This is a genomic window from Mesorhizobium sp. C399B, assembly GCF_030323185.1.
Lineage (GTDB): Bacteria > Pseudomonadota > Alphaproteobacteria > Rhizobiales > Rhizobiaceae > Mesorhizobium.
Map to the genome: position 1 here is coordinate 1,295,055 of NZ_CP100472.1, position 16,626 is coordinate 1,311,680.

The window sequence follows — 16,626 nt, forward strand, 5'->3', positions numbered from 1 at the left end:
GCTGCTATGTTATTAGGCATGCGAATTCTGCTCGTCGAGGACGAATTCTTGCTGGCAAGCGAACTTGCCTCTTATTTCAGCGATTGTGGGGCGACCGTTTTGGGGCCGGTGTCGTCAGTCAGCCGGGCTCGACGATATATCGATTCGGCGGATGGGGCGGTGCTGGACATCGACCTCAACGGTGAGACTGTTTTTCCCCTCGCCGACGAGCTGACGGACAGAGGCATCCCGTTCGTATTCTTCTCCGGAAACGATCAGATCACCCTGCCGGAGCGGTTCCGATACACCCAAAACCTCTCCAAGCCGGCCGGGTTCAGGACGGTTGCCGGGATCCTCGCCGCGCAATCAACAGCGCTTGGTGAAGACAATGTTTTCCGCGCTCTTCCAAAACTGAGGCTGTCCGCGCGGCTGCTGCTGGGCGACCCACAGGCGGCCGATCGCCTCGTCGAACGGACATTGAAGGCGGCGCTGGAGGAGCGGTTGTCGACGCGGCATGACCTTCCCTTGAGCGAATGGCTCAACACGCTCATGGAGGAGGTGCTCCGCAACGACAGGTCTGGCATCATGAATTAAGATTGTCCGATAGTTTGCCGCAGGCCGCCCTGTCGACCGCCCCCGCTACGGTACCCGTCCCCAAGAGCGCTTCGCTTCGTCTTGCAAATACGGCCGCATTCCTGCTAGAAATCCTCGTGGCCAAACCTCCGCAAACCAAACCTGACTCATTCCGCGATCCTGTTGAGGGCGACGCACTCGCAGCGCTGCTCGACGAAATCGCGGAAGAGGAAACACCTGAACGGCTGTTGAAGCTCGCCCTTGAGCTGCAGCAGCAACTGCTGTTGTCAAAGCAGCTGAAAAATCCCAACTGAACGGCCTGCAGCTAGGCATCTTGATGTGCCTCGAGTTCCACGATGGCGTCATCGCCTCGTTCGCCAGACCGATGCTGCTGCGGTAATCTTTCAGCGCTCGATGTGGGCGAAAGCCCAGTCTCAATAGCTCAGCCGTTCTGCCCCCAGAAAGCCCTGATCCCATCATGGCGCCGATGAGACGACCTGGAAATGAGAGCCGACTTGGGTCGCAGCCCGAGGTCGATCACTGCTGCCCTGGCATCTCGGTATTTTCTTGCGGGCTCTTTTTGACGCCGGCCGCGGGTGATGTCTCGGCGGGGGCATTGCCGCCTTGGTTCTGTTCCGGGGTGCGCTTTACTGGCGATGTCTGCCACGATCCGCCTGAAAGGGGTATGAACACAAAGAAGGCTAGCAGGGCGACGAAGATCACAGCCGCAATGACGACGCCCCACCCGAGTACATTTCGGGTGCCACGCTGTTCTTCCTTCCGGGACACATGCTCCGTCATCACTGGACTCCTTTGTGTCATTCGACGAGGTACAAATTTATCGTGCAGATCGACCGCACGGTCTGCTCTTCCCCGACGCGTGCCGCCGGCACAGCCGAAGAAGCTGAAGCTAATCTTCTCCAGCTTTTCGGCTGCCTGGTTTGGCGGCCCGCTTTGGGGCTTTCGGCACTGCCGGTTTCCGCTCGGGTGCAGGCGGATTGATCGCCTCGTGCGCCAAACGGGCTTTGCGCAATCGCGCCGTTTTCTCTTCCCGCGCCTTGCGCTCGGCTTCCATTACGCCTTGTGCGTAGAGGGTGGCTCGTGCGTCTCTGTCGTTTGCGGATCCACTGGCCGCCATAGTCAGCCCTCCGCCTTGTAATTTCTTGCTTCCTTCTTGGCGCCGTCTTTGCCGTGCTCGGCTGCAAGCTCTTTGGCCTGCCCGGGTGACACGTCGGTGGCTTCGGCCAACTTGATTGCCTCTTGTTCAGAGAGATCTCTGTCCTTTCGCGTGGGGTTCTTTGTCATCGCAGATCTCCTATCAGAGCCCAAACGACCGGACCGGCGGTGTGTTCCCTGGAGCCTTCGATAGTCCACCGATTGAGGCGGGCTATCGCGCTTCCGTCAATGAGCGAAAAGTTTTGATGCGGACGACAAGATACATGATCAGCTTCAAGGCCTTTCGAACTGCTCCGGCCAGCCGGGTTATGGCCGGGCTATGGCCGCGTGGGACGCGTGACACACGGACGGATTCAGGCATCGATGCCAGGCGCTAGTTCTCGCCCGCGAGCGTGGCGAGAAATGACCGCCGCCATTCTGCTGCGTCATTGCGCGTGATGCGCTTGAGCAGTGCACTATGCCTTGCAATTCTTTCCTCAAGCGGCATCGCGAGCGCTTTTGCGATCGCATCGGCAACCTCGTCGACCGCATACGGGTTCACGATCAAGGATTCGGCAAGTTCTTCGGCCGCACCCGCAAAACGCGACAATACCAGCACTCCGGGATCGGCTTCGTCCTGCGCGGCTATGTATTCCTTGGCGACGAGGTTCATTCCGTCACGCAGGGGCGTGACCAATCCGACCTGGCTAGCGCGCAACAGGCCAGCAAGCCGAGAGCGTGATACGGCACGGTGGATGTAGCGGATCGGGGTCCAAGCCAAATCCGCGTATCTTCCGTTGACCGCGCCGGCGGTTGCCTCAAGCTGGGCCCGGATGTCGGCATAGGCGCTGACCTCCTCGCGCGTCGGCGACGCAATCTGCAAATATGTTGCCGCCCGCTCGTGTTCCGGATGCCTTTCCAAAAGACGCGCGAAAGCCTGCATGCGGCCGGGGAGACCCTTGGAGTAGTCCAGCCGATCGACGCCGATGATTTGCTTGAGGCCCAGAATCTGGCGGCGCATGGAATCAATCTGCACATCCTCCGCCGCCTCATTGGCCATGCGTGCGATTGAATCGACGTCGATGCCTATCGGAAAACACCTCGATAACACCGTGCGGCCGTTCATCTCAGCCGAACCATTGATATCAAAAGTAGTGGAGTTGGCCGCCTGCACTGAGCGCCGGAAATTCCCCACGTCCGTTTCGGTCTGGAACCCCACGACGTCATATTGAAGCAGGTCATCGATGAGTTCTTCATGGTCGGGCGTGGCTTCAAACAGGTCGGGCGGCGGGAACGGTATGTGAAGAAAAAACCCGATCCGATTCCGGACTCCCAGCCGCCGCAACTGGGCGGCCAAGGGGATAAGGTGGTAGTCGTGAACCCACACCAGGTCGTCGTTGCCCGACAGCAGTCCTGCGAGCGCCTTCGCGAACCGCGCATTGATCTGCCGGTAGGCGTGTAGAAACTCTGCCCGGTGGTTCACCAGGTCGAGTCGGTAATGAAAAAGCGGCCACAGCGTGCTGTTGGCATAGCCATTGTAATAGAGCGAATACTCCTCATAGGGCAGGGTAAGCGCAGCCGTCTCGATCTTTCCCACCCGTTCCAAGCGGATCAGCGGTTCGTCGCTCGCGGCGTAGTCCTGATACTCGGCGCTTGCTCCTAGCCACAGGCCTCCACGCTCGGCCAACGCATCCCCGATGCCTACAGCAAGTCCGCCGGCTTGCGACAGATCGCGAATGCTCCCCAGCCTATTCGAGACGACAACCAGACGACGCGGGATGGCGCGATCGCCAGTTAGCTCAGCCTCCCCACCTAAGGCGTCGCGCTCAAGGGGATCACCAACCGTTTGCGAGGCCTCGTTGAAAATTTCATCCGGTCGCTGCAACAAGAGCAAATCCTGAGCGTGAAGATCGCTTGGGGAACGGTCCGCGCGTGCGATTGTTCCCGACGTAAGTGTCCAGCCGGACTCGCTGGATCACATTCTCGGCCCGCTCGGCGCCTTTTTCAGCGGCTCTCGCAGGATCGTCGTCGGACGCACCGGTGATGAGACCCCGATCCAGCACGCCGAGCAGCCGCTTTGGCGACGGCCGGACTTACCGCTTTGGTATTCATGCTGCCGGATCCCCTGCCCTGTCATATCAACTCCCCACCTTGGCAAAAGCCCCAACTGACCAAACGGTCAGTCCACCTCGATTACCTTGCGCGTCGGCTTTCGTTGGCGGGGCGGCTGCTTTGCGGCTACGGGCGCCGGCGGGGTCTGCGCTATCGATGCCTCCAACAACTGTCGCTGTTCTCTAAGCCGCGCCGTCTTGGCTTCCCTGGCATGCCGCTCCGCTTCCAACAGCAACTTGGCTTCTCGATCCGCCCTCTCGATCTTTTCTCTGTCGATGCGTCGTGTTTTCAAGGTCGCCTCCTTTGGTCAGACGGCGAACAAAGTGCGGACCTGAAAAAATGTTCCCAACAAACTAAGGCCTGATCTGCCTCAAATGATATTGACGAGCAACGTGCAAGTTGCGCGCATCTGCGGCTCTGTGACGTCCAAAGGAACTGCTTGCCGTTCGCGGCGTTACGCCACCAAGCTGGCCGGAAGACTACCATGGACGACAAACCACGAACGACGATCAGAAAACCGGCCCGGATTGATCGAGGGCATTGCTTTTGCGGAGCCATCACAGCTGAATTCAGTGGCGATCCCTTTTGGATTTGTTTCGACCACGACGATGACTGCCGACGAGCGATCGGCAGCCCACTGACGATCTGGATTGGCTATCGTCCAGATCAGGTCCATTGGCTCGGCCCAAAACCAAAAACATTCTCGAAAACCAGGGGCGTCGTGCGCTCCTTCTGTTCGGAATGTGGCACCTCGATTGGGTACACCGATGAAGGCTTGCCAAACGAGTTCTACATCTCGATCGGATTCATGGACGCGCCCGAGAAGTTCCATCCCCAAGCTCAAGCCTATTGGGAAATGCGGCTGCCGTTTATCAGGATGGATGACGGTTTGCCTCGCGTCGAGGGCTACACCCGGGCGCGCGACCCCACCCAGGGCAATCCCAGAGACCGGTGAGGCAGGAGGCTGGATCCGGGCGTCAGCGCCAGGGCTGGCGGATCCTGAACGGCGGCCGAACCATTGGAATGAGAGAAATGTCCAAACGGACAAATGCCCGAAACCAATTTCACCGGGGTGGGTTGAAGATGGACATGCGGGACTTGTTTTCACAGTCTGACGACAAAGAAGCGGATGTTTGAAGGATTCAAGCTAGAGACCGTGGATCTGCCCGAGTCCTCACTGAGAGTCAGGTATGGAGGTTCAGGCCCGCCGCTTCTTTTGCTGCATGGCCATCCTCGGACGCACGTTACCTGGCACCGGGTAGCCCCACTTCTCGCCGCCGACCACACAGTTGTCTGCCCCGATCTGAGGGGCTTTGGCCGGTCCTCGGTACCGGCGGACGCCGTAGACCATGCTGGATCCTCCAAGCGTGCCAAGGCCAGGGACTGCATCGCTCTCATGCGACATCTCGGCTTTGGCCGGTTTGCGATCGCAGGCCATGACCGCGGCAGCTACACAGCGTTCCGAGCAGCGATGGATCACCCGTCAGCGATCAGCCATCTGATCGTCATGGATAGCGTCCCTATCCTGGAAGCCCTCGAACGCTGCGACGCCCGCTTTGCGAAGCTCTGGTGGCACTGGTTCTTTTTTGCACAGCCGGACAAGCCCGAACGCGCAATCATGGCCGATCCTGACGCGTGGTATGGCGGCTCAGCCGAGTCCATGGGGGCTGAGGCCTATGTCGACTACAAGGACGCAATCCACGATCCGAATGTTGTTCACGGCATGCTTGAAGACTATCGGGCAGGTCTGGCCATCGATCAATTGCACGATATCGATGACAGGAAAGCTGGTCGCCGGGTCGCGTGCCCGACCTTGGCGCTCTGGTCCGCCCGCGATGACCTTGAGGCACTCTACGGCAACGTGCTCGATGTTTGGCGACCCTGGACCACCGAACTGAAGGGCCAACCGATCGAAAGCGGACATCATATGGCCGAAGAAGCAGCCGAGGCGGTAGCCGCAGCTGTCATGGCGTTCTTGCGCGAACCGACGTCGTCATGCGGCGAGCTTTGCTGAACCAATCCGTTTGATGGCACTGCTGATCGACCGTTCGCCATCATCGTAGTCAGCCCAGGCGATGGTCTTTTTGAGGTGGCCCGGAACCGTGCGAACGGTGTATTTTTTCGGATCGAGATCCGCCTTCACCTGACTCCAGGTCAGCGGCATGGATACAGTCGCGCCTTCCCTGGCGCGAGGGGAGAGAGGGGCGACGGCTGTCGCCATGCGATCATTCCTGAGATAGTCGAGAAAAATCCGGGATGTCCGCAGCTTCTTGGCCATGTTGACGAGGTAGAGATCGGGGCTGTCTGCCGCCATCTGCATGCAGACGGCCTTTGCGAAGGCCTTGGCCTCGGCCCATGTCGTCTTGCTGCGTTGGGCCGTCAATGGCGTCACGACATGCAAGCCTTTGCCGCCCGTGGTTTTGCAGAAGCTCGCCAAGCCCAGATCTTCGAGACGATCGCGCATTTCCTTGGCTGCCGCGACCACCTTCGCAAAAGGGACTTCCGGACCGGGGTCAAGGTCGAAGACAAGTCGGCCAGGTATTTCGGGATGACCCGGCTGGCAATTCCAGGGGTGAAGCTCAAGGCCGCCTATCTGGGCGATCGCGGCCAGACCCTCGACGCGGTCGATTTGCAGATACGGTTTGTGATCGCCGAAGACTTTTACCAGTTCCAGCAGATTGGATGTGCCTGGCATTGCGTGGCGCTGGAAAAACTGCTCGCCGGCGTAGCCATCCGGCGCGCGCACGAGTGAACAGGGACGACCTTTGATATGTCTGATCATCCAGGGGCCAACGGTCTCGAAATATTCTGCAAGATCGAGCTTGTCGACGGGCTGACCGTCGCCGGCATTCGGCCAAAGCGGCTTGTCCGGCTTGGAAATGATGACGCCCATGACAACCGGGCTTTTTCCTGTCTTGCCAGTCACCTTGGCAGGGTCGGCAATCGGCGTCTCTTGAGGATCAGCTGGACGCTCGGCCTCGACGTCTTTTGCGGGCTTGTCTTCACGCAGGCCTTTGAAGGCGGCCTGCCGGATATTGCCACCCCCGGTCCAGCCGGCGAACTCGATTTCCGCGACCAATTCCGGCTTCGTCCAGAAGACGGTTGAATTCCTTTTCGGTGCGCCATCGCCGGTAAACGGCGACGTCGCGGCTTTCATCTCCTGCAGCCTGGGCATCAGCTGCTTGACCTTTGCCTCGCTGAATCCGGTCCCCACACGGCCGATATAGGCGAAATGTTCACCGCGATTGACGCCGACGAGCAATGACCGGAATTTGCCGTTGGTCGTCGACCAGCCGCCGATGACCACCTCATGCCCGGCGCGGCATTTCGATTTGGCCCAGGTGTCGGTCCTCCCCGAAACATAGGTTGCATCGGCCCTCTTGGAGACAATCCCCTCAAGCGAAAGGCGACAGGCAGAACGCAGCACCGCGTCGCCGCCATTGCTGAAGTGCTCGACATAGCGGATGAGATTTTGCGCGCCGCGATCGACTTCGCCGAGCATCTCGCTCAGACGTTCCTTCCGTTGTGAGAGAGGCATCTTTCGCAGATCGACGCCATTTGCGAAGAGCAGGTCAAAAGCAAAGTAGATCAGGTCTTTCGTCCGGCGCTCCGACAGCGCCGCCTGCAGTGCGGCAAAATCGGGCGCGCCATTCTCGCCAAGCGCTACGATCTCGCCGTCGATGATGACGTTGGGGAGGCTGGCGGCCTCCTTTGCGATGGCGCCAAATTTCTCCGTCCAGTCAAGACCCTTGCGGGTCTTAAGGGCGATGTCCTTGTCTTCCACGCGCAACTGGACGCGATAACCGTCAAACTTGATTTCGTGAACCCAGTTCGTCCCGGCCGGCGGCCGGGAAAGCGTTGCGCAAAGCTGTGGTGGGATGAAGTCGGGCATCTTCGCCGCTGAGGCACCAGCGGCTCGCTTCGGCCGCGGAGCAGGCTTTGCCGACTTGGCGGCGCGCTTGTCGGCATGGCCGCGCTTGCTGTCCCAAACGGCATCCGCATCGGCCGACGATGAACCTTTGATCATGAACGGCTTCGGACCTGCCCCCTTTCCCGCTGCAATCCTTTCCATGCTCCGACCGGAGGCGACGGATCGGTTTTGAGCCAGCACCGCATCGCCATTGCCCTCTGTCGCGTATTTGTCGCGGTGTTTGATCAGCAGCCAGTTGGTCCGCTTCCCGCCATTGCGGTCATGCTTCATGCGCACGAGGACGAAGCTTCCATGCAGGCGCTTGCCCTGCAGCGTGAATTTCAGGTCGCCTTTTTCCAACGCCTTTTCGGGAGACATGGCGCCTTCCGGTTCCCAATATCCGCGATCCCACAACTGCACCGTGCCGCCACCATATTGTCCTTTGGGAATTGTGCCTTCGAAGTCGCCGTACTCCAGCGGGTGGTCCTCAACCTCCACGGCAAGTCGTTTGTCGTGAGGATCCAGTGATGGACCTTTGGTCACAGCCCATGATTTGAAGACCCCGCCAAGCTCGAGGCGAAGATCATAGTGCAGCCGCGTGGCCGCGTGTTTTTGGATGACAAACCGAAGTCGATTCGAACCCGCAATCGAGCTTTCGCCGCTGGGCTCTTTCGTCTTCGCGAAATCCCTTTTGGCCCGGTAGGTTGAAAGCTCGCCCGTTTTCATGGAAGTGCCCCGACTAATGAGTGGGTGAGATTTGGTTCGGTTCATAGCCGAGACGACGCCGATGCTGCTTTCCGCTTCAGAGTGGCATCGGCGTCAAATGAGGCCTTCACGGAGACTACAGGTGTCGTCACCGCTGACGTTAAGGTTCCTTGGTTTGCCCAACCATTTTTGCAAGCTCTGAAAATGGTGGGATGTCCAGTTCGCCTTGCGCGTTGTTTGCGATCTGCAGAAGCCGGATCGGGAAGCAGATCGCGTCACGGTTGGCCGGTGACATGTCTTCGTAGGTCCGCTCGTCACCTGTCATGGACGCCTCTGCCTTTCGCAGGGCGGTATCGATCTCGTCAATTGACAGCAGACCTTTGTGAACGAGCAGGTTGTTGATTGACGCGACCGCCATCATCAACCCTTCAAGCTGAAGATTGGCAACGTTCATGGCTTGACCGTGTTTCCGCCGCCCGGCCTCGCCGGGGCGTTCTGGCCATCGGATTGGTGCGTCTTGTCATCCACCTCATTGACTGGCCGCGTCAGACCGACCCCACTCTTGGGTTTCTTGTTGCCGGCCGCATCCTGAGAGAACGCATCCGAAGGATCAGGACCTGTTCTAGCCGGGTACTTCGTTGCGCCGGTCTCGCGACGGTTTTCATTATCAGGCATTTTTGATCACTCCAATCGGATGACCGATAACCATTACGAGCCCGGCGAGTTCCGGCGCCGCATGGAACATTTCTGGCCGTTCGTGCAGAGACAAGCGGGCGTGTCTCTGCAATCGCGCCTCGCGCACTGGCGGCAGGTCTCGCTTTCGTTGCCGACAGCACTAGGTTGCTCGTTGAGGTAAAAGGAATTCCCCATGCGGGTGGCACGCGAAGCCTGGGTTCTTGGCAAGGAGAGCATCCTCGGATTCATCAACGACAATGCCCTCAGCCACGGTGCGGCGATGGCGTTCTATGCCGTTACGTCCCTGGCCCCGATCTTGTTGATCGTTGTTGCGATTGCTGGACTTGTCTTTGGGCATGAAGCAGCTCAACTCGCTCTGTCGGCCGAAATCGCAGGCGTGATGGGATCGCAAACCGGCGACCTTCTGCGCAGCACCATCGAAAGCGCTTCTCACAGAACCGCCGGCACTCTTGCCACCTTGGTGGGCATCGTCACCCTCTTCGTGACAGCCTCCGGGGTGTTTGGCGAAATGCAGCTTTCGCTCAACACAATCTGGAAGATTGACCCACCACCCATGTCTGTGTCGCGATTGGTGCGGGCGCGGGCGGCCAGCCTGGGTCTGGTTGCAGCGTTGGGATTTCTACTGCTTGTGTCGTTGGCGGCGAGTGCCGCCATTTCCGCGCTTGGCGCTGTCATCAACGCCCATCTGCCGTTCGGCACGATCATTCTCGCGTCGATAAACGGCATTGTATCATTCGTGCTGATTTCCGCTCTGTTTGCCGCGATCTTCAAGATCCTGCCGGACCGGTCGCTCGCTTGGCGCGATGTCGCAATTGGCGCGGCAGTGACCGCTTTGCTCTTCACCATCGGCAAGTCGCTGATTGGCTGGTATATCGGAACCAGCGCGATTGCATCCTCCTATGGCGCGGCGGGTGCACTGCTGGTCGTGCTGCTTTGGGTTTACTATTCGTCTGAGATCTTCCTGCTCGGCGCCGAGTTCACGCGGGCCTATTCCGTCCGTCTCGGCAGTCGGTCCGACCTTCAACCGATAGTGGAGGCAGAGAGCCCGTCGATCCAACGCGAGGTGCAGGCCTGGATTGTGATCACGGGTTTGCTGACCTTCGTGGCGACACGGGTCTGGCCATCGCGGCGATCTTAGCTGCTTCCCACCAATTCTGTTTCTTTGGAACGCAACCCGGACACCGGAATTGCATAGGAACAGGAGGTTGCCCATGCCAAAATTTCGCTTTGAGACGACAGTATCCGGCCAGACTACCGCTCTCGAGGAAGAGCTAGCGAGTGCGGAGATGGCCAGTCCGAGAGCAATAGAGATGGCGCGCGTAGCGGTGGCGGCGGAACCTGGGTCAGGAACCAAGCAATCGGGATCGACTATCAAGGTCTACGATGAAGCCGGATATCTGGTCGCCACAGTCAATTTTTCCGACGTGTTGCCGAGTGATCCGGACGCCGGACAGCATGGGACTGGCGACGCGGTTGTCGAAGAACCGGGTGTGATGCGGTCTGGCTGACCCGTGGTAGATAGGGTTTCACGTTTCGCTCACGCGATCCCCGGCAGGGCAATTTGCTGAGATCGCGAGGTCCTCGGCCATCGTCGGATGCTAGAGCTGAGATTCGATCGGGAGGTGACGGACGAAGACCGCCAGGATACGGCGAAAAAATCCGGCTTCTGGTTCATGCGTATAGTCCTGAATCTTGCCTTCGCCGCATCCATGCCAATGCAGAACATTGTGCTTCAGTTCGAGCCGATAGCTTGTTTCCGGAGATATTTCCGATTGGAATCGATGCCGCAGCTCGGCGACCAATTTCGGATCCTCAAACAGCACGCCCATTTCCGAGTTCAAGGACACTGACCGTGGATCGAAATTGAAGGAACCGACGAAGCCGATCTTGTCGTCGACGGTGAAAGCTTTCGTATGCAGACTGGCGCCCTTCGAGCCAAACACCGAGATTGCGGAGCGCCGGTTGAACGGCTGAAGCTCGAAAATATTGACGCCATTCCTCAGCAGCCGCTTCCGATAGTTTGCGTAAGCGCCATGGACTGCTGCGACGTCCGTGGCGGCCAGGGAATTGGTCAGAACCGAAACGTCAACACCGGCGCCGACAAGGTCCAGCAAGATCGCTGTGCCCCTTTTGCCGGGGATGAAATAGGGCGACACAATTTCCAGACACCCGCGCGTGGATTGGATGATCGGACGCAGCTCTTTCATAAGCCAGCTGCGACGTCTCCAACCACGAACCTTCTCCGGCGGATCGGAAATGACCCGCACGCCATCCACCCAATGAACGTCGTTGCTGGCCGCAATAAACTCCGTGATCGAGCCCCGGTTGCCGATGCCGTTCAGGAGTTTGGGATCGGGGCCGGTATCGCTTCCTTCAAGCCATTTGGCATGCTCATGCTCAGCCACTGATCCCAAGGTTTTGATTGGCTTGGCTTCATTGCAAGCCCAGAAGGCATCGAATATCGCCGCGGTTTGCCGTACCGCAGGCCCCAGGAGCAGCAGATCGAGGTCCCGGAAATTGGTTTCTGCCGCATCGAAATAGGCATCGCCAACATTCCGACCGCCGACAATGGCAAATTTGTCGTCAACGATCCAAGCCTTGTTGTGCATCCGTCGCGTCAATGCAAAGAGCCGCAACAGCACTTCCACACCACGCATGATCCGACCGCGCCTGATACCGCTCGGATTGAACAACTTCAATTCGACGTTTGGATGGTTGTTCAGCGCCAGATATGCCGCATCACTTTTACGCGGATTGACGTCGTCAAGGAGCATGCGCACCCGAACACCGCGCTCAGCAGCTCGAAAAACCTCGCGAAGCAGCAAGCGGCCGGTGTGATCATCATGCCAAAGGTAGTACATCAGGTCGAGGCTGCGCTCAGCGCTCCTTGCGGCCAGCACGCGCACAGCGAAAGCGTCATAATTGTCCGAGACAAGCAGCAAGCCGCTCTTGCCGGCCTTGATGTTGCCGTCTGCGGATCGCGAAAGTGATACGTCCATGAAAATTGCCACCTTTGGACGGCGCTCGCGCCATCCCGCTCAAATCATAGCTAGAACCATTCTGAGGTATTCTGGTTGCATACGCAGCCGTCCAATCACCCAATTCCTGGATGCAAGCGGGGCCCAGCAATCAAGCGGCTGCAGAGCGGTAAGGAGGCTTGAGAGGCGTTGCCCCGACTGCTCTGCTGCCGCCGCGGAACTTGCTTCTCCTGTAGTGCCAGCCCCTCACACCGTGAACTGTTGGCGAGAGCCCGATGGCGTGCGCCCCGCCGCGGCTCTTCGACGAGAATGACGTGGTCGTTGTTCTCACTGAAGCGCAGGGCCCCTTAAATTTAGATATCTCCATTATGCCGGAACCGGGTTCGGGTTTCCGAGTTAAGAAAATGCTCGCGACGGGCAATTTTCAACAGAGGAGACGGCACAATGCCCACTGCCAAGAAAGCCAATGGCAACAACAAGGACCTGGAGGACCTTTTCCTCGATGGCCTCAAAGACATCTACTATGCCGAGAAGAAAATTCTGAAAGCCTTGCCGAAGATGGCCAAAGGCGCATCCGAAGAGCAAGTTTCGGCAGCATTCGAGAAGCACCTCGCTGAAACCGAGGGGCAGGTCGAACGTCTGGAGGAGGTCTTCGAGATTCTCGGCGCGGCCGCGCGCGGCAAAACCTGCCCGGCGATCGACGGCATCCTGGAGGAAGGATCTGAAATCCTTCAGGAGTACAAGGGTTCGACTTCGCTCGACGCAGGGCTCGTCGGTGCCGCGCAAGCCGTGGAGCACTACGAGATTGCCAGGTATGGAACCCTGATCGCCTGGGCTACGACCCTCGGCAAGGATGACGTGGTTGCGCTCCTCAATGCGACACTTGAGGAGGAGAAGGCCACCGACGAGGCGTTGACTGCCCTCGGTGAAGCCGGCGTCAACGAACGAGCGGCAGAACGGAAAGCGGCTTGATTGATCGCCTACCCAACCGCCTCGGCGACCAATGTGCCGAGGCGGTCCCGGAGATGAAGGACATGATCACGCATATCTACAAAGGACTGGAAAGTTTCCTGCTTGAGTGTTCGGCCGCGCTGGTCAGGCGCCGCGCGCTTGGCGGTTCGCGCAGCGATCCTCGGCAGCTGCGAGAAGAGCGCAGACATGAGTTCAGGGCCCGCAAAGTCGCCGAATGAGCGCCAAGATGGAGAGTCGGATGGGCTTCTTTGGAAAATATTTCTCAGGACTGTTGAGCAAGAAATCGACTGACGGCAAGGGGAGCGGCGATATGCGGAAAGCTACCGGCGCGGGTCCGGCGATTGCTGCCCATTCCAAAGATGCAAAGACATCCGCGGCTTCCGGTCAAAGCACCAATGCTTCGAGCAAAAATGCAGATGGACGATGACAAAAGGCAAGATTTGGCTACCGACCCTATGTCGCATCGAAGCGGCGCGAAGACGTTAAATCGTCGAGATGACCCGCATCGCAACCTTCAACGTCAATGGCGTCAACGGCCGACTGCCAGTGCTTCTCAAGTGGCTTGGCGAAACCGGCTATGACATCGTCTGCCTTCAAGAACTGAAGACCTCTGACGAAAAATTTCCCGTCGATGCGATTAGAAACGCCGGCTATGGCGCAATCTGGCACGGACAGAAGTCCTACAATGGCGTGGCAATCCTCGCTCGCGGGATTGAGCCGCTGGAACGTCGTCGAGGTCTGCCGGGCGATCCCGACGATTCGCACAGCCGCTACATCGAGGCAGATGTGAATGGGCTTGTTGTCGGCTGCCTGTATTTGCCCAATGGCAATCCAGCGCCGGGGCCGAAGTTCGACTACAAACTTCGCTGGTTCCGACGTTTGATCACCTATGGCCAGGTGCTGCTCGGCGATAGCTCACCGACCATCCTGTGCGGCGACTATAACGTCGTTCCAGGCCCGATCGACGCGGCGGTGCCGGGGCGCTGGGTTGGCGATGCCGTTTACTTCCCCGAGAGCCGGAGCGCGTACGCCGAAATGCTTGCTCAGGGCTGGTTCGATGCGGTTCGTCGCATTCATCCAGAAAAAGGAATTTACACCTATTGGAACTTCTCCTACCGCGGCGGGTACGATCGGAGTTCCGGGCTCCGGATGGACCATCTCTTGCTGAGTTCATCCCTATTGGATCGCCTGAAGAATGCCGGAGTAGATGCCGAAACGCGTGCATGGGACAAGCCGAGCGATCATGCGCCAGCCTGGATAGAACTTGATTGAGCTTCCTCGGCAAGGAGCCTGAAGACCTAGCGGCGCTCCTTCGTGATTACATTTGGCCGCGCATGTCTATCGTCAACAATGAGGACTGCCGGCGCCAAGCGATTCAAAGGACGCAATGATGACAAACACTCAAAAGGAAGCTGAACTGATTGCGCGCCTTGCACGCCAGCATGGCGTCACTGACGGCGCTGTCATGGCTGTCCTTGAGGCGTTGCGGCGTGGTGGTGGAACCATGGCCCAGTTCAGCCACGTCGACTTCGGAGGAATGTCACAATGGTCCTCCGGCATGACGATGGTCGGCGGCATGTTCAATGACAGCCTCAAGGCGAAGCTCAACGCTATCGCAGCGGAGCTCTCGGCCTACCTGCGCGATCATCCCGCCAAGCCAAAACGCGCCGACACGAATGTGAGCTATCGTTCTGCAGCTATGGCCCACGCCGGCTCATGGTGGCCTGAGGAGCTTGGGAGCCCGTCTGCCGCTGGTTCTCAAAACAATATGCGCTACGCAGCGTTTCCTGAGCAAAGCCGCCTGGTCATCGACGATCATGGAAAGATGGAGATTTATGACACAGGCGACCATCGCATATCCGGTGTTTCGCAGAGCCAGAGCACGGACTCCACCCTGACCTTTGTCAGCCAGCACGGCGTGGTCCGCGTATCTGATCTCAAGCGCGTATCTGCGACGTAGGTCAGGGCCGCTTCCATGCAGACAGTCACGCTCATCGGCTATCTCGCGACCGTCTGCTCGATGAGCAGTTTCACCCCGCAAGCCTGGAAAATCATCAGGACACGAGAGACAAGCGGCATCTCCGCACCGATGTATGCCATCACTGTGTTGGGCTTCGCCTTGTGGCTGGCCTTCGGCATCATGAAGGCAGAGTGGCCGATCATAATCACGAATGGCGTCTGTCTCCTGCTGTCAGCCTTCATTCTCACAATGACAGTCCTGCCGCAGGCTGAGAAAGACGCAGTTGCCAAGGCTTTCGACCCCGACGACTAAATTAGCGCTTCCAACTTTTCAGCAGCGGACCTTGGCTGCCATATGCAGGATCCTTGCGCGGACGCCCCACCTTGGGGATGGTTGCGAGCGCATCGCTATGCTGATCCTTGCTCCTACATTCGTCATAAGTCCCAAACGGAGGATACGCGCCGACAACCAAAAAATCATCGGATGCCGAGAGGCATTGGTGCCCGGTGCCTGCCGGGAGGACCGCTACGTCGCCAGCCTTCAGCGACAGCGTTCGTCCTTTCTTGCCGCCAAACCGGACTTCAGCATTTCCGCGCGCAATTCCCAGAACCTCGTGTATTTGCGAATGATAATGAACGTAATCATAGATGCCGTTTCGCCAGCTATCGCCCCATCCGTTTGCATCGAAAAGCACCTCCATGACGGCTGCTGGATCAAGTCCTTCGGGCAATTCGACGGCGCCGCGATAAACGACGAGCGGCCATGCTGGATGATTGGGTACAAGTCCATCATCCTTGAACCAGAACTCATTCGACTTTCGCTGCCTCACAAATCCGGCGACAGCTTGCTTGCGCGGTCTTGCGAAACCGGTGACGTTCTCGATCACTTTCTTGCTGGTTTCCAAAATGCTCATCGACGCTGCCTCTAAAGCAGAGGTTAGTTTAGCCGCTCGCTCAGAGCTCGACCTTTGCGTTGTCGCCCACATTCGGCTTGGCGCCGGTAACGGCCGCAAACACCATCGTTGCGGTAGCCATGATTAGCCCCGGGCTGTCCCACAATTCGCCTTCGTCGGGTTTGACCGTTATCAGACGAATCTCGGGATCATCGGCATTATCCCACCAGGCTGCGTCAGTTTTCTCCCAGAGTTCGGTGATCTTTTCCCTATCATTTGTCACTGTGGCCGGGCCTGACATCGTGACGTATTTGTAGTGGCTGTTGTCACTCCAGGCCAATGTGACCTTTGGATAGGTCGACAGTTGCTCGCTCTTGGCGCTGTCGTCATTGACGAGGAAGTATATGGCGTTTTCTTCACGGACCACACGCGCAGACAGCGGACGGGCTCGATTGTACTCGCCGTCCCAGGTCACAAACATGCAGACGTCGATGTCCTCGGCGAGTTCCCAGATGCGGTCTGTCGCCTCGGCGGGCGTGAGGTCCGTCTGCTGCTCTCGGCGGTTAGCCATAAGCGTCCTCCTGCGGGTGAATATCCTCGCTTACAACTCACGTCCCGCCACGACGTTCCAACTCACTGGGTCCTTCGGCCTTGCTAAAGCGGTGGAACTTTCGAAATTGCCGGGAGTTTGGAT

The 16,626-nt window shown here is 58.5% G+C and carries 22 protein-coding genes; 12 read left to right on the forward strand and 10 right to left on the reverse strand.

All coding sequences use genetic code 11. The features are described from left to right. Positions 1-6: 6 nt before the first annotated feature. Positions 7-573: a response regulator gene (locus NLY36_RS06190; protein ID WP_023668059.1), complete on the forward strand. Its 567-nt coding sequence runs from the start codon at positions 7-9 to the stop codon at positions 571-573. Between the two features lie 2 nt (positions 574-575). Next, positions 576-866, forward strand: coding sequence for a hypothetical protein (locus tag NLY36_RS06195; protein ID WP_031262058.1), 291 nt, complete (start codon positions 576-578; stop codon positions 864-866). Between the two features lie 223 nt (positions 867-1,089). On the opposite strand, the gene NLY36_RS06200 is transcribed toward NLY36_RS06195, so the two are convergent. The 4 genes from NLY36_RS06200 to NLY36_RS06215 form a co-directional block, all read right to left on the reverse strand. Next, positions 1,090-1,353, reverse strand: a complete 264-nt coding sequence (locus NLY36_RS06200; RefSeq protein ID WP_023736053.1) for a hypothetical protein — start codon at positions 1,351-1,353, stop codon at positions 1,090-1,092. A gap of 339 nt (positions 1,354-1,692) precedes the next feature. Beyond that, complete coding sequence (locus NLY36_RS06205; RefSeq protein ID WP_023681158.1) at positions 1,693-1,857, reverse strand: hypothetical protein; 165 nt, start codon at positions 1,855-1,857, stop codon at positions 1,693-1,695. Between the two features lie 244 nt (positions 1,858-2,101). Further along, positions 2,102-3,595 carry an alpha,alpha-trehalose-phosphate synthase (UDP-forming) gene (locus tag NLY36_RS06210; protein WP_245260253.1) on the reverse strand — a complete coding sequence of 498 codons (1,494 nt, stop codon included), beginning with the start codon at positions 3,593-3,595 and terminating at the stop codon, positions 2,102-2,104. A gap of 291 nt (positions 3,596-3,886) precedes the next feature. Then, complete coding sequence (locus NLY36_RS06215) at positions 3,887-4,111, reverse strand: hypothetical protein (RefSeq protein WP_023668054.1); 225 nt, start codon at positions 4,109-4,111, stop codon at positions 3,887-3,889. Between the two features lie 192 nt (positions 4,112-4,303). On the opposite strand from NLY36_RS06215, the gene NLY36_RS06220 reads away from it, so the two are divergent. Both NLY36_RS06220 and NLY36_RS06225 read left to right on the forward strand, forming a co-directional pair. Then, entirely contained in the window at positions 4,304-4,774 is a 471-nt protein-coding gene (locus tag NLY36_RS06220) for a GFA family protein (RefSeq protein ID WP_023691407.1), read from the forward strand. Positions 4,775-4,948: 174 nt separating this feature from the next. Then, positions 4,949-5,833: an alpha/beta fold hydrolase gene (locus tag NLY36_RS06225; protein ID WP_023736055.1), complete on the forward strand. Its 885-nt coding sequence runs from the start codon at positions 4,949-4,951 to the stop codon at positions 5,831-5,833. Here NLY36_RS06225 and ligD read toward each other — a convergent pair. The 3 genes from ligD to NLY36_RS06240 all read right to left on the reverse strand — a co-directional run bounded on the left by ligD (position 5,813) and on the right by NLY36_RS06240 (position 9,109). Next, positions 5,813-8,455, reverse strand: coding sequence for a DNA ligase D (ligD, locus tag NLY36_RS06230; protein ID WP_023736056.1), 2,643 nt, complete (start codon positions 8,453-8,455; stop codon positions 5,813-5,815). The two genes, NLY36_RS06225 and ligD, sit on opposite strands and share 21 nt — an antisense overlap. 139 nt (positions 8,456-8,594) lie before the next feature. Further along, the gene (locus NLY36_RS06235; protein WP_023687836.1) at positions 8,595-8,888 is read right to left on the reverse strand and encodes a hypothetical protein; all 294 of its coding nucleotides are present in this window, start codon (positions 8,886-8,888) and stop codon (positions 8,595-8,597) included. Next, a complete protein-coding gene (locus NLY36_RS06240; protein ID WP_155921617.1) occupies positions 8,885-9,109 on the reverse strand; it encodes a hypothetical protein in 225 nt (74 codons plus the stop codon). The genes NLY36_RS06235 and NLY36_RS06240 overlap by 4 nt, the downstream gene beginning before the upstream one ends. Before the next feature lie 193 nt (positions 9,110-9,302). Here NLY36_RS06240 and NLY36_RS06245 point away from each other — a divergent pair, with 193 nt between their 5' ends. Next, positions 9,303-10,268: a YihY/virulence factor BrkB family protein gene (locus NLY36_RS06245; RefSeq protein WP_023736057.1), complete on the forward strand. Its 966-nt coding sequence runs from the start codon at positions 9,303-9,305 to the stop codon at positions 10,266-10,268. 73 nt (positions 10,269-10,341) lie between these two features. Next, the gene (locus NLY36_RS06250) at positions 10,342-10,638 is read left to right on the forward strand and encodes a hypothetical protein (protein ID WP_023736058.1); all 297 of its coding nucleotides are present in this window, start codon (positions 10,342-10,344) and stop codon (positions 10,636-10,638) included. Between the two features lie 90 nt (positions 10,639-10,728). On the opposite strand, the gene NLY36_RS06255 is transcribed toward NLY36_RS06250, so the two are convergent. Beyond that, entirely contained in the window at positions 10,729-12,129 is a 1,401-nt protein-coding gene (locus NLY36_RS06255; protein ID WP_023736059.1) for a phospholipase D family protein, read from the reverse strand. Positions 12,130-12,552: 423 nt separating this feature from the next. Between NLY36_RS06255 and NLY36_RS06260 the strand changes: the two genes are divergently transcribed. The 6 genes from NLY36_RS06260 (at position 12,553) to NLY36_RS06285 (ending at position 15,352) form a co-directional block, all read left to right on the forward strand. After that, the gene (locus NLY36_RS06260) at positions 12,553-13,080 is read left to right on the forward strand and encodes a YciE/YciF ferroxidase family protein (RefSeq protein ID WP_023681150.1); all 528 of its coding nucleotides are present in this window, start codon (positions 12,553-12,555) and stop codon (positions 13,078-13,080) included. Then, positions 13,077-13,298, forward strand: coding sequence for a hypothetical protein (locus NLY36_RS06265; RefSeq protein WP_023736060.1), 222 nt, complete (start codon positions 13,077-13,079; stop codon positions 13,296-13,298). The genes NLY36_RS06260 and NLY36_RS06265 overlap by 4 nt, the downstream gene beginning before the upstream one ends. Beyond that, the gene (locus NLY36_RS06270; RefSeq protein WP_245259911.1) at positions 13,295-13,507 is read left to right on the forward strand and encodes a hypothetical protein; all 213 of its coding nucleotides are present in this window, start codon (positions 13,295-13,297) and stop codon (positions 13,505-13,507) included. The genes NLY36_RS06265 and NLY36_RS06270 overlap by 4 nt, the downstream gene beginning before the upstream one ends. Before the next feature lie 68 nt (positions 13,508-13,575). Continuing rightward, positions 13,576-14,352 carry an exodeoxyribonuclease III gene (gene xth / locus NLY36_RS06275; protein WP_023668041.1) on the forward strand — a complete coding sequence of 259 codons (777 nt, stop codon included), beginning with the start codon at positions 13,576-13,578 and terminating at the stop codon, positions 14,350-14,352. Between the two features lie 115 nt (positions 14,353-14,467). Continuing rightward, on the forward strand, positions 14,468-15,040 hold the full coding sequence (locus NLY36_RS06280) for a hypothetical protein (RefSeq protein WP_023736061.1): 573 nt from the start codon (positions 14,468-14,470) through the stop codon (positions 15,038-15,040). Between the two features lie 15 nt (positions 15,041-15,055). Further along, positions 15,056-15,352 (forward strand): SemiSWEET family sugar transporter, encoded by a 297-nt coding sequence (locus tag NLY36_RS06285; protein ID WP_023687830.1) that lies wholly within the window; start codon positions 15,056-15,058, stop codon positions 15,350-15,352. 1 nt (position 15,353) lies between these two features. On the opposite strand, the gene NLY36_RS06290 is transcribed toward NLY36_RS06285, so the two are convergent. Together NLY36_RS06290 and NLY36_RS06295 are read right to left on the reverse strand one after the other, a co-directional pair. Further along, complete coding sequence (locus NLY36_RS06290) at positions 15,354-15,953, reverse strand: cupin (protein WP_023668038.1); 600 nt, start codon at positions 15,951-15,953, stop codon at positions 15,354-15,356. A 40-nt stretch (positions 15,954-15,993) separates the two neighbouring features. Then, complete coding sequence (locus NLY36_RS06295; protein WP_023700023.1) at positions 15,994-16,503, reverse strand: pyridoxamine 5'-phosphate oxidase family protein; 510 nt, start codon at positions 16,501-16,503, stop codon at positions 15,994-15,996. Positions 16,504-16,626: the final 123 nt, after the last annotated feature.

Excerpts from the sequence above, each read along its gene's own strand:
- NLY36_RS06190 (WP_023668059.1), top strand. The coding sequence starts at position 7 with ATGTTATTAGGCATGCGAATTCTGCTCGTCGAGGACGAATTCTTGCTG.
- NLY36_RS06200 (WP_023736053.1), bottom strand. The coding sequence starts at position 1,353 with ATGACGGAGCATGTGTCCCGGAAGGAAGAACAGCGTGGCACCCGAAAT.
- NLY36_RS06205 (WP_023681158.1), bottom strand. The coding sequence starts at position 1,857 with ATGACAAAGAACCCCACGCGAAAGGACAGAGATCTCTCTGAACAAGAG.
- NLY36_RS06220 (WP_023691407.1), top strand. The coding sequence starts at position 4,304 with ATGGACGACAAACCACGAACGACGATCAGAAAACCGGCCCGGATTGAT.
- NLY36_RS06225 (WP_023736055.1), top strand. The coding sequence starts at position 4,949 with ATGTTTGAAGGATTCAAGCTAGAGACCGTGGATCTGCCCGAGTCCTCA.
- ligD (WP_023736056.1), bottom strand. The coding sequence starts at position 8,455 with ATGAAAACGGGCGAGCTTTCAACCTACCGGGCCAAAAGGGATTTCGCG.
- NLY36_RS06235 (WP_023687836.1), bottom strand. The coding sequence starts at position 8,888 with ATGAACGTTGCCAATCTTCAGCTTGAAGGGTTGATGATGGCGGTCGCG.
- NLY36_RS06240 (WP_155921617.1), bottom strand. The coding sequence starts at position 9,109 with ATGCCTGATAATGAAAACCGTCGCGAGACCGGCGCAACGAAGTACCCG.
- NLY36_RS06245 (WP_023736057.1), top strand. The coding sequence starts at position 9,303 with ATGCGGGTGGCACGCGAAGCCTGGGTTCTTGGCAAGGAGAGCATCCTC.
- NLY36_RS06250 (WP_023736058.1), top strand. The coding sequence starts at position 10,342 with ATGCCAAAATTTCGCTTTGAGACGACAGTATCCGGCCAGACTACCGCT.
- NLY36_RS06255 (WP_023736059.1), bottom strand. The coding sequence starts at position 12,129 with ATGGACGTATCACTTTCGCGATCCGCAGACGGCAACATCAAGGCCGGC.
- NLY36_RS06260 (WP_023681150.1), top strand. The coding sequence starts at position 12,553 with ATGCCCACTGCCAAGAAAGCCAATGGCAACAACAAGGACCTGGAGGAC.
- NLY36_RS06270 (WP_245259911.1), top strand. The coding sequence starts at position 13,295 with ATGAGCGCCAAGATGGAGAGTCGGATGGGCTTCTTTGGAAAATATTTC.
- xth (WP_023668041.1), top strand. The coding sequence starts at position 13,576 with ATGACCCGCATCGCAACCTTCAACGTCAATGGCGTCAACGGCCGACTG.
- NLY36_RS06280 (WP_023736061.1), top strand. The coding sequence starts at position 14,468 with ATGATGACAAACACTCAAAAGGAAGCTGAACTGATTGCGCGCCTTGCA.
- NLY36_RS06285 (WP_023687830.1), top strand. The coding sequence starts at position 15,056 with ATGCAGACAGTCACGCTCATCGGCTATCTCGCGACCGTCTGCTCGATG.
- NLY36_RS06290 (WP_023668038.1), bottom strand. The coding sequence starts at position 15,953 with ATGAGCATTTTGGAAACCAGCAAGAAAGTGATCGAGAACGTCACCGGT.
- NLY36_RS06295 (WP_023700023.1), bottom strand. The coding sequence starts at position 16,503 with ATGGCTAACCGCCGAGAGCAGCAGACGGACCTCACGCCCGCCGAGGCG.